We start from the raw sequence: 13,563 nt of genomic DNA, 5'->3' as shown, positions 1-13,563 counted from the left end.
ATGTGTAAAAATTTGTTGGACGAGGCAGAAAAGATATTGATAATAGTTGCGGTTTTCCTGCTTCTATTATATAATAATCTCAAAACAGGACGAAAGCGGGTCCCGCTTTCTGTTTGTCCCCCCAAAGGGGACAAACATTTCCCTTGCCCCGGGGGAGCGGACCCGCCTCCGACTGTATTTTTAGGTAAAGGAGAATCGGATGTGAAGCGAAAAATTTTATCCTCGATTATGGCTCTAGTGATGATAGTGTCGATGCTTCCCTTCTCTGTGTTTGCGGAAGAGGGGGACACATGGGCGGAGAGCGCCAGCACGGAGTGGTATACAGGAAATGGGGACGAGTATACTATCTCCTCTGCCGCCGACCTGGCGGGTCTGGCCCAACTGGTCAATGGGGGGACTTCCTTCCAAAAAAAGACTATCAAGTTGGGGGAGAATATCGACCTGGAGGGGAAGGAATGGACGCCCATCGGGAGGAATGGGAAGCCATTTCAGGGGACCTTTGACGGCCAGGGGAACACTATCTCCAATTTGAAAATCACAGGAAATAGCAGTGATGTCGGCCTGTTCGGATTTACAACAGGCGGCGAAATCAAAGACTTTACGCTGAACAACGCACAGGTAGAGGGTTACCTGGATGTTGGCGCTGTGGCCGGAACGCCCCATACCTCAAAATACACTAATATCAACGTGACCGGCCTGATTCAGATAGACGGCTATTCCTATGTGGGCGGCGCGTTCGGGAAGAATGCCTATGCGAATATCACCAATGTGGATGTGACTGGCGGCGATGGCAGCTATGTAAAAGCGGAATCCGAGGAATACCGCACCTATGTAGGCGGCCTCGTCGGCTTCATGGGTGAGGGTAACATTACGATCAGCGGTTGTGATGTGAAGATCGACGTCATCGGCTCCACCTCTGACGTGGGCGGGCTCCTGGGTATCCTCCACTACGGCAACACGATGACGAACTGCACCTACGAAGGAAACCTGACCATAACAAACCCGGACAGCGAGGTTGGCGATGAGTTTGGCGCGCTGGTCGGTACGGTCATGAACTACGAGAATAAGACCACTACCATTTCCGATTGTACAGCGACTGTGAATCAGGCCCTTTCAGGCGGCAGGGATGTCACAGATTCGATTACCCCTCATGGCGATTTTTACAATGATGTTACGACCAATAATGCCGGTACAGTTGATATCCAGGCGACTGTCAATGATAAGGAAGTTACTGTTGACAACAGCGTGGCGTATGTGGGCGACGACAAATATGTGTCCCTCGCAAAGGCGCTGGAGGCTGTCACCGCCGAAAGCGACAACAAAACGGTCACCATTACCCGCTCCGGTACATATGAGCCCTTCTCCATTGCGGTGAGCGGCGTTACCGTCCAGACTGCCGATGGCGTGACCGCCACAGTCAAGACCGACAAAGACAGCAAGGTGGCTGTGACGGCGGCGGATGTTACCCTGAAGGGCCTCGACTTTGTGTCCGAGGACGGGACCGCGGTCATCAGCGGCGGAGCCTGCGATGGACTTACCCTGGACAACTGTTCTTTTGAAAATAAAAAGGACGATTTGAAGGATACGATTGCCTTATACATCCATCAGCCCAGCATCACAGTTCAAAACTGTGACTTCACCAACTGGGAGCGGGGCTATTACACCTGTGGCGACAACAGCGCGGCGGGAGCCATCACCTTTGAAGGAAACACCTTCACCAATGTCCGTGTGCCCTTCGACGGCTACTGGGGCAAACCCGCCACAGAGGAGACTGATATTCAGATCACCGGCAATACCTTTGATTCCGGCGACTGGGACGCCGCCTATATCCAGCTGTGGGACTATGCCCAGTATCAGTACTGGCTGGACGGCGAAAATTCCAAGCTGAACCCCGAGGGGAAGTCGGCCCTGAAGGCCACGATCAGCGGCAATACATATAAGGGCAATGTGGTCATCTACAAGACCCACTGTGACTGGAATACCGCAAGCGCTGTGACCATCGAAGATACTGACGTAAAGGTGGTCAACCGCAACTTGATCGTGCTGGACGGCCTGACCGAGAATGACAAGGTCACCGTGACCAAGGCGGACGGCAGCCCCATTACTGCGTTCAACGATTTTGATACAGCGGTCAAGAAGGGCGAAAAATATGTCATTTATTCCCTGTCCGAAGGGGATTATACCTTCCATGTATCCCAAAAGGCGGACAACTCTAGTGATACCATTGTAACAGAGATTCCCGTAACTGTTGCCCCTCCTAAGGTTGGCGAGGTACAGGAAGTTGAAATTGTCCCCCTTGCTGAGGAAGAGAAATTTGTTGCCCAGGTAGAGGGTGGGGAGAAGTACACTTCTGTGAAGGCCGCCATCGATGCTGTTGGTGAGGAAGGTACTGTGAAATTACTGCGGAGTGTGACCCTCGGTGATTCGCTCTCTGTCGGAAAAACCATGACCTTGGATTTGAACGGCCAGACCATCACGGCCCCCGAAGGAAGCCATATCCTGCTGGTCACGGCAAATACCTTTACCCTGAAAGACAGCAGCGGCAGCAATGCCGGTAAGCTCACTGGAGGTGTTGGCAGCAATGCCCGCGGCGGCGGTGTGACGATACAAGGCGGCGCTACCTTTGTTATGGAGGGCGGCACGATCACTGGAAATAAAGGTAGAGATCAGAGTGCCGGCGGCGTCCATCTCCACAGAAATGCCGCGTTTATTATGACTGGTGGCGTGATTACTGAGAATACCTCCGAATACCTGTATGGCGGTGTCTATGCCGGTATTGGTATTAAGAGCGTTCAAGTATCCGGTACGGCCACCATCCTCGGCAACAAAGGAACCAATGGAGGGAAAGAGATCGATTCCGACCTCTGGCTCAATACACTCAACAATGTCCTGCTGAACATTGGAGAAGGGGGACTGTCGCAAGATGCAAAAATCGGCATCTATATCAACTCCTCGCCCGAACTCAGTAAAGAATTTACCGCTCCCTATGAGAGCGGAAGAGCGTCTGTCAACAACTTTGTTGATAACCAGGCGAAATATCAGATTGTAGAACAGGATGCAGAAGACGGACAAAAACAACTGGTTATGATGCTGCAAAAGGCCGCAGCTCCCGTTGCATCTCCGGCGGCGGGCACCTATATTGGTACTCAGACCGTAGAGTTGTCTACTACAACTCTGCCTGAATTTTCCAAGATTTATTATACTCTGGACGGCTCTGATCCCACCGCATCTGACACGAGTCAGGAATATACCGGAGCCTTGACGATTAGCTCCAGCACTACTGTAAAAGCCTATACCAAGGGCCTGTATAAAGACTCTCTTGACAGCGATGTGGCGGAGTTCGTCTATACGATCAATAGCGCTGGCGGCGGTGGAGGCGGCGGCTCCAGCAGCTACTCCATCAGCGTGGACAAGAACATTGACAACGGCAGTGTGACCGTGTCCCCCAAGAGCGCCTCCAGCGGCCGGACGGTGACCATCACCGTCAAGCCCGACGAGGGCTATGAGCTGGACGAGCTGACCGTCACCGACAAGAATGGGGACGAGATCAAGCTGACCGACAAGGGCGATGGCAAGTATACCTTCAAGATGCCCCGGTCCAAGGTGACCATTGAGGCCTCCTTCGTGGAGATCGACCACCAGGATACCTGCCCCGCCGCCGGCTTCCGGGATGTGGACGAGGACGCCTGGTACCATGAGGCGGTGGACTACGCTCTGGACAACGGCCTGATGTCCGGTGTGTCCGACCGGGAGTTCGCCCCCGGCAGCACCCTGACCCGTGCCATGGTGGCCCAGATGCTGTACAGCCTGGAGGGCAAGCCCGCGGCCGGCAGGGCTGACTTCGCTGACGTGGCGGAGGGCGCCTGGTACGCCGACGCCATTTCCTGGGCGGCCGGTGAGGGCATCGTGTCCGGCTACGGCGACACCTTCGGCCCCAACGATCCCATTACACGGGAGCAGCTGGCGGCCATCCTGTACCGCTACGCCCAGAACGAGGGGTACAAGACCAGCCAGAGCGGCAAGGGTACAGAGGGCTATCTGGACGCCTCCTCCATCTCCAGCTATGCCGTGAAGGCCATGGACTGGGCGGTGAACGCTGGTCTGCTGTCCGGCAAGGGGAACGGTATCCTGGCGCCTACCGCCGGGGCCACCCGTGCCGAGGTAGCACAGATCTTTATGAACTTCTGTACGGAACTGGCGGAATGATCCTTATGGAATAAGACAATAGCGCGGCCGCCCTTTTTACAGGGCGGCCGCGCTGTCGTAAAATCAGCAGACAAAAAGGCGGCGCGACAAACAGTCACGCCGCCTATTGCGATTCATGGAAACTATGGGTTCAGGCTTTCCAAAGGCCATGGAGGTTGCAGTACTCATAAGCGGCCACCAGCTGATCGCCGTCAGCCAGCACAAAGGAGGCCTGCGGCTTCTCACCAGGTTGGAGATATTTGATTTGGCTGCCGTGTTTGGTCTCGATGGCGATGAACTGAATAAAATGCTCGGGCAGCATGGGATGCTCCACAGAGCCTACCTTGACCTGAACAGTGCTGCCCTGAACTTCCACAACAGGGACGTGCTTCTCGGCGGCGCCGTCAGTGGTGCCTGGAACCAGCTCGGTCATCTTCTGGCCACAGCACATGACAGGTACGCCGGCGGAATGAACAAAGGTGATGATATTGCCGCAGTGCTCACAGCGATAAAATTTCATAATAATAACTCCTCTCATTATTTGCTTATAATTTTATTATAGTATGCCCAGAAGAGAAAGTCAAGAAAAGAGATTGGAATACTCCAAAATAATCCAATTATTTTGGGGAAGAATTGTTCCTCAAAATATGAGAATTTTCCCTTGCAAAGTACAGACGATTATGCTATCATATATAAGCTATCAAGTTGCAGGTGTAGTTCAATGGCAGAATGTCAGCTTCCCAAGCTGAACACGAGGGTTCGATTCCCTTCACCTGCTCCAAAAAGCCGCAACAATTTGGATATAGTGGGCTGTAAGCTTACTGTTCCAGGGTGTTGCGGCTTTTTATTTGTAAAATTTCTGAAGGTAAAAAAGATGCCAGACAAGAATTTTTCAAACTGGATGGATTTGAACTACGGTTTTCGGAGAATTGAAAACTCAGATGGCGATTAGTGCCCTTTTCAAATCAAAAAGGGCGCTGGTCAGCAGAAAAAATGAATACGAAAAATGGAGCCCCGGTTTGTTGGTATCAGAGAATCAACAGACCGGTTTTTTCGATTTCTTGCGCAAATAAAAAAGACCTGCTAAGCCAAGGAGGGAAGGAATCACATGAACAACGCACAATACTCCTATTTTACGGAGATTGAAATCGCTCTCCAGAAAGTCGGCTACACGGTACAGCCCGAGGAGAAGGGCTCCTGCCAATTGAATGGAATGACCGCCGACTGTGCCAACTCACCGATGGCGGCGGCATCCGCTTCCGAACGAATGATACTACAGACCCTGCAGCAGAAGTGGCTCGAGGCCAGGTTACAGATATTTCCGGTGTGGTCAGGGAGTACATGACACTCATCGAGCAGGCCCCAGACCTGAAAGCAAATGGACTGGGCGAGAACTATAAGCTTCTGGCGGAGTTTAACGGCGCTGTGCTTGCCGGTCACTCCAGCAGATACGGAGTTGAGTTTGTCACATGGGAGTGGAACTGCGGTCAAACCGGGCTGTTCGTTGGCACAGAACATTATGGAGGCCCCGGCGATTTCGAACTGCGGGGCGGCGTTATAGAGTCTGTCGATCCGTCCGAACGGACCTGCTCAGTGCGTGGTGAGTTCTTCACCATGTGCGATGTACCGCTCCACGATGTACTGGGCCGGTACGATGAGACCGCAGAGGGGGAACACTATGGCTTCCCACATGTGCGGCCCCTGTTCGGGGAAAAACGTGACCTAGCTGGCCAATATCGGCGGGAGACCGAGGAGAGCTGGAACGCACAATAGACGGAGACGCAGGCGTCAGATTGCCGTCGTCCGGAATCTGCTGGAGGATATGTCCTCCTATCTGCCTTGGGCGGCGGGTAGCAACGAGCTGGATGATGTGTTGGACCGGGCGGAGCGTATACTCCCCACGTGACACCGGCGATTGCGCCGATCCGGTTCACCAGCATCCTTCTGGGCTGGGAAACGGGCCCCAGCGAAAGCTGCTATACCTCCGGTGCGGTGACAACCCCGGAGCAGGTCATGGATACCAAACTGTACAGGGTCTCTCACAGAGTTACCTGGAGGTGGCGGACTGGCCGGCGGTCTGTGTGCTCTATCACAGAAGCGGCCGGGATATGCCCTTCGGAGTGGAAAACGCCATTGAATTCAATCTGGAAATCCTGGACCGCGCTGGTGACCGCTTTCTAGACCTGCCTGGGATTCGCTGGAGGATTGGCCCTTATGAGTTTTACTGTGAGCCGGGTCTGGATCAAAACACTCCCCAAGCGATAGAGGAAGCTAAGATGCCTGGTCCGCACAGGGCTATGTTAAGAGGAGGTACCAGAAATGCAGGAGACAGAGATTATCCTCTTTTGACGGAGAGAGATTGGATGCGCTGAATCGTCAGCTAAAGGATGAGACCGTGTAGGATAAGCTCGGGGACTATCTGGACCTGCTCATCAATGAGTTGGTCCCTGAGCGGGAGTACAGCTACGTCAGCCGGAAGCTCTGGCAGGGGGATCAGCAGGCCCTGCAGGAACTGGAGGCCGCAAAGCGGTTCGCCGTTTTCCACATCCGGGAGTCTGGATAGGACCCTGTCTTCAGATGGAACGGACTCTAGAGTTCCTAGATGCCGTCCGGCTCCTACGCTCCTACCTGCGGGGAGAGTGCGGGGCCTCCTCTTTTGAACAGATGCTATACCAGGCGGAGGATATCTCCGAGGTGGACGGCCTCCTGAATTTTTACCTGGAGACGTCCTTCGACGTGGATGCGGTTTTCGGGACTCAGGTCTGCACTACAAAGAACGGCGACTGGCTGAATGTCTACGCCAACTACGATATGGCATCCGGTCAGGTCTGCGATTAGAGATTGCACTCCACCGGCGGACGGCAGTGGAACGGTCCTCTCCTATCACCTCAACGCGGCTGAAAAGGAAGTCCTGCAACGGAAGATGGAGGACTACTGTCAGGAGTAGACGGGCATGGGCCTTGCGGAATACAGCGCCCAGGTCATGGCAGAGGATCTGTAGCCGCCCACCGGGCCGACCATGTGACCTGGGTGTCTACGTCAAAGCGAGGGCGCATTTCTCGTTGGATTTTTTGAATGGCTTTTCCCGCGGGGATGTGGCATTGTGTGGTCAGTTGCAAAGAGCGGTAAACTTATAAAATGGAGGAAAAGGAACTACTGGAGACTGCTGAGAGCTGAGTCCAACTGGCACAGATGATCCACTGCGGGGTGGTTGCGCCATTCCCTCTCCGTGACCGCGCCCGATCCCCCCCCATGACTGATAATCAGGATACCAATATCATCAGAGGCGGGTAATGCATATGACGATACAGTAAGCTCCGCAGACCACAGACGGGAAGCTGAAAAGCTGTTCCTTCCAGAAAAATATTTACTGGCCAGTCTACAAAAGCTCTAGAGGAATACATCCAGGGGGAGAAAGACCATGTGTCCTACATGGACTGTCTGTGGAGAAAACTGTACGGTGCCATCACCTGCAACCAGTAGGACAACGCCATCACGATGAAGAGGGTTTCAGCCACACCTACAAAATAATATTATTATAAAACAGGCGGGGGACAAATTTTTGTCCCCTGCCTGTTACTATATCAATATCTCACAAATCCGGATACCTTTAACTGTTTCGCCTAATTTTTTTGATTCTGAGCATACTCCAGGTTTTCCTATTATGACTGTAGGATACAATAAACTAGCTAAATATCTTTTGAGAACAGTACCCTTTATCCTTATAGAGGGAAGGCACCAGTAGCTACCGCGCCAATACAGAATGCTACAAATAGCCCAAGCCCCCAGCGGACCACTATTTTCTGTACACTGATCATGTCCTGACCAGTAAGATTAAGGGCTACATAGAAGGATCCAACCAATGGGCTACACATATGGATAGCTTGCCCCATGATAGAGGCGATGGCTATATTCACACTGGTGAAGCCATAGGCATAGCCAGCCTCTGATAGAATGGGTAGCACGCCATAATAGAAGGAATCCACCGACAAAAACCAGTCGCCAGGCAGAGAGATAAGAGCTAGCAATGCCGGGAAGTGATTTCCTAGTGCCTCGGGAATTAACTCAGAGAGGTGATGAGCAATGGCATCAGAGATACCGGTTCCGCTCATAATACCCACCAGTACAGCTGCACTGGCCATCATTGCCAAGGTAGTAACGTACTCGTGCCCCTTTGTCTTGACTAATTTCATCTGCATACCTGAATCATGCCAGTTGACTACCAGAGTAATGCCACAGCCAATGGCAAAGGTAACATTGGCGCTGAGCAGACCAGCGACTAGCAATACCATCAGAGCAAGAGTAAGAATTAGGTTGAAAGCCCACAGTTTGGGACGGCGCTGTGAAAGCTCATCTTCGCTGAGTTGGCGGCGGAATTCATAGCTTCCTTGGCTGCCAGAAACGTCAATGATACCCAAACGCTTGCGTTCCTTGATACCAAAATAAGCAGCCAACGCAAGCACATAGAGAGCTCCACAAATCATACTGGGTAGCAGTGAACGGAACATAACATCGGAGGTTAGCCCGCAAGTGACCATGGCACGAACCGTAGGACCACCCCAGGGCATCATATCCATAATGCAAGCAGAAAGAATCATTAGGCAGCAGAGATACAACTTTTTGATTTTTAGCAAATCATAGATGGGGACTAAAGCAGTAGCACAGATGATATATGTGGTGCTGCCATCTCCATCCAAGGCTACCAACATAGCCATTGCGGCGGTGCCTACTAGGACCCGGAGCGGGTCACCGTGAACGACCTTGACAATTTTATCTACGATAGGATCAAATAGGCCTGCGGCAAACATAAGACCGAAGTATGTAATAGCAAAAAGTACAGTGGTAAAGGTACCGACGATACCGGCAATCCCGTCACTGATATAGGAGCCCAAGACAAATGGATTTTCGCCGTTATAGATACAAGCGATGATACCAAAGACCAGGGGAATCAAAATCAGTGCGGAAAAGGCGCTCATTTTCTTGGTAATGATTATGACCATCAGGGAAAAAATCATCAAGTAGCCAATTAGAGCTAGTCCTGACATAAAGACCCTCCTAACGTTTTTATATGCTTCCAGAGTAACGAGCAGAGATCTGAATTCAACCTGTGGTACAACGCGCCGATGTTATCTGGAGATTTACCCGTGATATACATCGTCGATGATCTCTACACCCTTCTTCTCCAGGGTGTCCGCTACCCATTGGCGATTTGCTTTGCCGGTACGAGCAGCATCTACTTTCCCTGCGTCAGCAACGGCAAATGGGATAGCGGTTTCCAAAATTTTGTCGGCATCTTTCCGAGGAATAATGATGACACCGTCAGCATCCCCTAAAACAATGTCTCCAGGATTAACCGCAATGTTACCTACGGAAATTGGAACATTGATCTCTCCTGGCCCCTCCTTATAGGGACCGCCTGGGGTGGAGCCGGTAGCGTAGAGGAACATATGCTCCATCTTGGACAGTTCGTCCACGTCACGGATTGGACCATCCAAGACGATACCCCGAATTTTACGGGTATGCTCTGCGTATACAGCCATAATCTCTCCCATTAGAGACTGAGATCTGTCCCCTTCATTGGAAACAACGACTACATCATTCTCCCCGGCTAAGTCCAGAGCCCGGTGAATGAACAAGTTATCTCCAGGGCGGGCCTTTACTGTCAGAGCGGCACCTACCATAATGGAGTCCTTGGGGCGGTTAATCAGGTGAATCTCACTGCACAGTGCGCAGGAACGTCCCATAGTGTCTGCCACATTAGCGGCTGGCAGGTTGCGAAATTGCTCCATTATTTTAGGATCTGGCAGATTACGTTGCAGAAAAATACGGTTACCGACGCTCATAATTGTTCTCCTTTCTGATAAGAGGCTGCCAGGTCAAACCCGGACTAGCCTAATTAGATTGTTTTGATTAGGGCCCCATTTATTAGTGGACAGATAGAGGTTTCCTGCTGAGTCGCCGGTAATACCGTGGATGCGGAAGAATTGGCCGGCACCAGCAGTCTGTCCGACTACCTCCAGTCGTTCCAGATCAATAAGAGTAAGACCCCCGTCCAATTCTCCTACATAGAGGAATTTAGCATCAGCCCAAATCCCGCCGGCCCGTGACATTCCGCCTTTAGTGACAGCCAGTAAATCTCCAGTGCGGGTAAATAGTTGGACTCGGCAATTCTCACGGTCGGCTACCCATACCCTGTCAAAGCGGTCTATGAGTATCGCGTGGACGATACGAAAGGCGCCAGGCTCAGTACCGGGGGATCCCCAGGAATCTAAATAATTCCCATTGGAATCAAAGCGGTGGACAGCACAGTTCCCATAGCCGTCTGCAGCGTAATACATACCATCATCTGAGAGAAGCATAGCACAAGGACGGCAGAAGGGGCCACCTCGCTTTTGGATACTGTCCAGACGGGCCATAGCTTTTGGATCGGTGCACCAAGGATGCTGCGTGGGCTGACGATTTTCTGCCTCCATGGTAATGAAATAGTCGAACTCATAGCCGCTGTTTCCCGGAACACCAGGGGTCCCGAAGGTACGCACAAGTTGGCCTTGGGGCGTAATTTCCCTAATGAAGTGGGAGTTCTTGCCTGCGTCAGCTACAATCAGGGTATCCTTAGCAGTACAAAAGACACTATGCGCTTTTTGGAATAGCCCCTGACCTATAGCCCTGACAAACTGCCCTTTTCCATCCATCACTACAATAGGTGCCTCGCTGCGGTCGGTGGCAGCATAAAGAAAACCATCGTCTCCCCAGCAAGTGTTCATGACATGGATCCCCATAAATTCATCAGGCCATTTAGCCCACTCTACATCTACCTGAAAGGACATGGATCCTAGCTGGAACAGTTCTGAGAAAGAATGTGGCCTGTCAAAAGAACAGACGATCTCCTTCATATAATTGCTCCTTTTCTGTCAATATTGTTCCCTTTTGGTTTCCTGGCCAGGAATTATTAGGGCCGTGTACTGAACAAAGTAATTCGGTGTTTTGTTCAATAACACTTGGCTTTGACATTGCAATTTTATAACATATTTTACAAAAAGAAAATCATGAATTTTATGAATGAAATAACAAGAAAAATCTTGTTATTTAAGATAAAAGCACATATAATAAAAAGTTGGAAGGAGATGAGGCATAAAATGAACCTCATGAACCTAAAATATTTCGTCGCCGTGGTAGAGTCAGGGAGTATCACACAGGCGGCTCAAAATCTGTTTACTTCTCCGCAAGCAGTCAGTGAACAGATTCGTCGTTTGGAAGGCGCCTATGATGTCAAATTATTCCAGCGCACGCCAAAACTGCAGTTAACTTATGCGGGTGAGCGTTTCCATCGTTTTGCCAGAGAAGTAATTCAAGGTGAGCGGGAGCTGGCAGTAGAGTTGGATGAGATTTGTATGCACAGGCGAGGCAAACTTACGATAGGCTTTACTGTTTTTTTACAACGAGCTATCCTACCTGAACTTCTTCCTCGGTTTCATCAGGAGAACCCGTATATTGAATTAGACATTCGCACGGGACAGTCTAAGGGGTTGCTGTCCGACCTATTAGCTGGACACTTAGATCTGACAATATGCAACTTCAGCAGTGGGCTACCCCCAGGGATACGTGCTGCTCAGAATTTTGATAATCGTTTCTGCCTTGTCATCCCCCGTGAGATTCTAGCCCGCAGAGGGATCGCATATGACCCAGAAAAACTCACTAGGACGGACCTGCGTGCATTATTAAGCGAGGAGCCATTGCTGATGAATATTGTCGGGACCCAAAGCCGGAATCTGACCGATCTATACTTAGACCATCTGGGAGTGAATGCGGCGCCTCTAATCCAACTCAATGAGATGAACAGCCTGCTTCACCTGTGTGCCAAAGGGATGGGGATAGCCTTTACTTTTGAAGTGACTGGTAGGATATGTTTAGCTGTAAAAAATCTGTACGACCAGGTGGTACTGGTCCCCCTGCGAGATTTTGATAAACAAAGTCAGGTATATGTAGCCTATAGTGCTGATCGCCACCTACCCTGGACGGCCAGGAAATTTTTAGAATTGTTGTCGCTATGTAATTTGGAGTGGACCATGTGATTAGATTTGATTTTATAGAATGAAAGAATACAAAAGATTCTTTCACTTTTTAGTTCCCAAATAGTCAAAACCACAATTTTATAAACGTTAAGACCTCGCCACTAAGTGGCGGGATCTTAATTTAACTACATTTGACGATTACGAGCAGGGAGCAAAATACCTGTATTAACTGTAGAGCCTAAGGAGGCGCAACACTCGCCCCTCAGACGGCAAGAGAAGGACCCGTAGAGACGATCCAAAACGATTGGAGCAGGGGGCGGCTGAACACAGCCACCCTCTGCTCTGGAAACTGTCAATCATAAGCGAAACCACAGCAAAAAGTTCGGTGGGTTTGCTGAATAGCTTTTCCAACCGCAAAGGAGCATCGTGTTTGACAGTAGCACACACTACCAAACACTGAATCAAAAAGGAAGGAAAACATGAATACGAAAACGATCGTCCCCGTCCATGTGTGTGATATCATCGCCCACGCAACCATCTCGCTCCTCTCAGTCCTCGATGAAGATGCGGTCACACCACCCAATGGATGCGCAACGGCCTCGCACTGTACGCCGCCGCCCGTCAGCTGGAGGAGACCGCACGCCATCTGAACTGGATTGATAACGCAGTCCGGCGTATCAGGCAGACCGCCGCTGGACGGAAGTTCGCCAGCAGATCGGGGAAGAACATCTCGTCCACACTGCTGGACTCCCCATGCAGGCCGAAGCGGTGCGGGAACTTCTCCACACCACTGCGCAGATGGAGTCTGTGGAGTATGGCGTTCCCATTCTGTGTTCTTCTCTACTTCCTCTACAGTTTCTTCTCGTTTCATATCATGCTGTACGGCGGATACACCTAATCGCAAATTGTCCCTATAATCCCCTGCTTTTAACCGCTTTTCAAAAGTCGTATTAGCAAGAAATTAGCAGGAAGGAGGATTTGCTGCCCGGCATAACGGCATCAAAACGGCCCATCCGGCGACATATCAGGAGGTAAAATCATGGAACAAAAAGAGAAAGAATTGCAGCCCCAGACCCGCGCCTATACGGTGGAAGAGATTGCAACGGTCCTCCATATCGGGCGGTCATCTACCTATACCCTGGTCAAGAAAGGGTACTTCAAAAGCGTACGCATCGGCACAGCCATCCGGATCTCCAGAAAGTCCTTCGACGAGTGGCTGGATAGTTTAGAGCTTTAAGATAAGTTTTTAGGAATTGCACCGTGTCCTATTCCTACAGGGTCAAAAGGGAAAAGAAAGGTGAAACGACTTTTTAGACTTTTGGGGCCTGGATTAGCATATCACGAAGGAATGCGCGCAAAAGAATTA

Annotated in this window: 10 protein-coding genes and 1 tRNA gene; 7 read left to right on the top strand and 4 right to left on the bottom strand. The window is 50.9% G+C overall.

Features of this window, described 5'->3' with window-relative positions:
- The first annotated feature begins 201 nt into the window (after positions 1 to 201).
- The gene (locus WKS99_RS01265; RefSeq protein ID WP_340405196.1) at positions 202 to 4,206 is read left to right on the top strand and encodes an S-layer homology domain-containing protein; all 4,005 of its coding nucleotides are present in this window, start codon (positions 202 to 204) and stop codon (positions 4,204 to 4,206) included.
- 130 nt (positions 4,207 to 4,336) lie between these two features.
- On the opposite strand, the gene WKS99_RS01260 is transcribed toward WKS99_RS01265, so the two are convergent.
- Entirely contained in the window at positions 4,337 to 4,711 is a 375-nt protein-coding gene (locus WKS99_RS01260) for a desulfoferrodoxin family protein (RefSeq protein ID WP_366461182.1), read from the bottom strand.
- Positions 4,712 to 4,892: 181 nt separating this feature from the next.
- Here WKS99_RS01260 and WKS99_RS01255 point away from each other — a divergent pair.
- From WKS99_RS01255 to WKS99_RS01240, 4 genes are all read left to right on the top strand, one after another.
- Positions 4,893 to 4,966, top strand: a tRNA-Gly gene (locus WKS99_RS01255).
- A 327-nt stretch (positions 4,967 to 5,293) separates the two neighbouring features.
- Positions 5,294 to 5,530 (top strand): hypothetical protein, encoded by a 237-nt coding sequence (locus tag WKS99_RS01250; RefSeq protein ID WP_340405195.1) that lies wholly within the window; start codon positions 5,294 to 5,296, stop codon positions 5,528 to 5,530.
- Positions 5,527 to 5,958, top strand: a complete 432-nt coding sequence (locus WKS99_RS01245) for a hypothetical protein (protein ID WP_340405194.1) — start codon at positions 5,527 to 5,529, stop codon at positions 5,956 to 5,958. Before WKS99_RS01250 ends, WKS99_RS01245 begins: the two co-directional genes overlap by 4 nt.
- A gap of 804 nt (positions 5,959 to 6,762) precedes the next feature.
- Positions 6,763 to 7,023 carry a hypothetical protein gene (locus tag WKS99_RS01240; RefSeq protein WP_340405193.1) on the top strand — a complete coding sequence of 87 codons (261 nt, stop codon included), beginning with the start codon at positions 6,763 to 6,765 and terminating at the stop codon, positions 7,021 to 7,023.
- Between the two features lie 884 nt (positions 7,024 to 7,907).
- On the opposite strand, the gene WKS99_RS01235 is transcribed toward WKS99_RS01240, so the two are convergent.
- From WKS99_RS01235 to WKS99_RS01225, 3 genes are all read right to left on the bottom strand, one after another.
- On the bottom strand, positions 7,908 to 9,230 hold the full coding sequence (locus WKS99_RS01235; RefSeq protein ID WP_147573417.1) for a CitMHS family transporter: 1,323 nt from the start codon (positions 9,228 to 9,230) through the stop codon (positions 7,908 to 7,910).
- A 93-nt stretch (positions 9,231 to 9,323) separates the two neighbouring features.
- Complete coding sequence (locus WKS99_RS01230) at positions 9,324 to 10,028, bottom strand: RraA family protein (protein ID WP_186853435.1); 705 nt, start codon at positions 10,026 to 10,028, stop codon at positions 9,324 to 9,326.
- A gap of 33 nt (positions 10,029 to 10,061) precedes the next feature.
- The gene (locus WKS99_RS01225) at positions 10,062 to 11,078 is read right to left on the bottom strand and encodes a hypothetical protein (protein WP_186853434.1); all 1,017 of its coding nucleotides are present in this window, start codon (positions 11,076 to 11,078) and stop codon (positions 10,062 to 10,064) included.
- Between the two features lie 153 nt (positions 11,079 to 11,231).
- On the opposite strand from WKS99_RS01225, the gene WKS99_RS01220 reads away from it, so the two are divergent.
- Entirely contained in the window at positions 11,232 to 12,257 is a 1,026-nt protein-coding gene (locus tag WKS99_RS01220; RefSeq protein WP_340405192.1) for a LysR family transcriptional regulator, read from the top strand.
- A gap of 979 nt (positions 12,258 to 13,236) precedes the next feature.
- Positions 13,237 to 13,434, top strand: a complete 198-nt coding sequence (locus WKS99_RS01215) for a helix-turn-helix domain-containing protein (protein ID WP_186853432.1) — start codon at positions 13,237 to 13,239, stop codon at positions 13,432 to 13,434.
- The last annotated feature ends 129 nt before the right edge of the window (positions 13,435 to 13,563 follow it).

Source organism: Flintibacter sp. HCN-6482, assembly GCF_037892565.1.
In the GTDB taxonomy this organism is placed as follows: Bacteria; Bacillota; Clostridia; order Oscillospirales; family Oscillospiraceae; genus Lawsonibacter; species Lawsonibacter aceti.
This window is presented reverse-complemented; position numbering and strand designations above follow the sequence as displayed.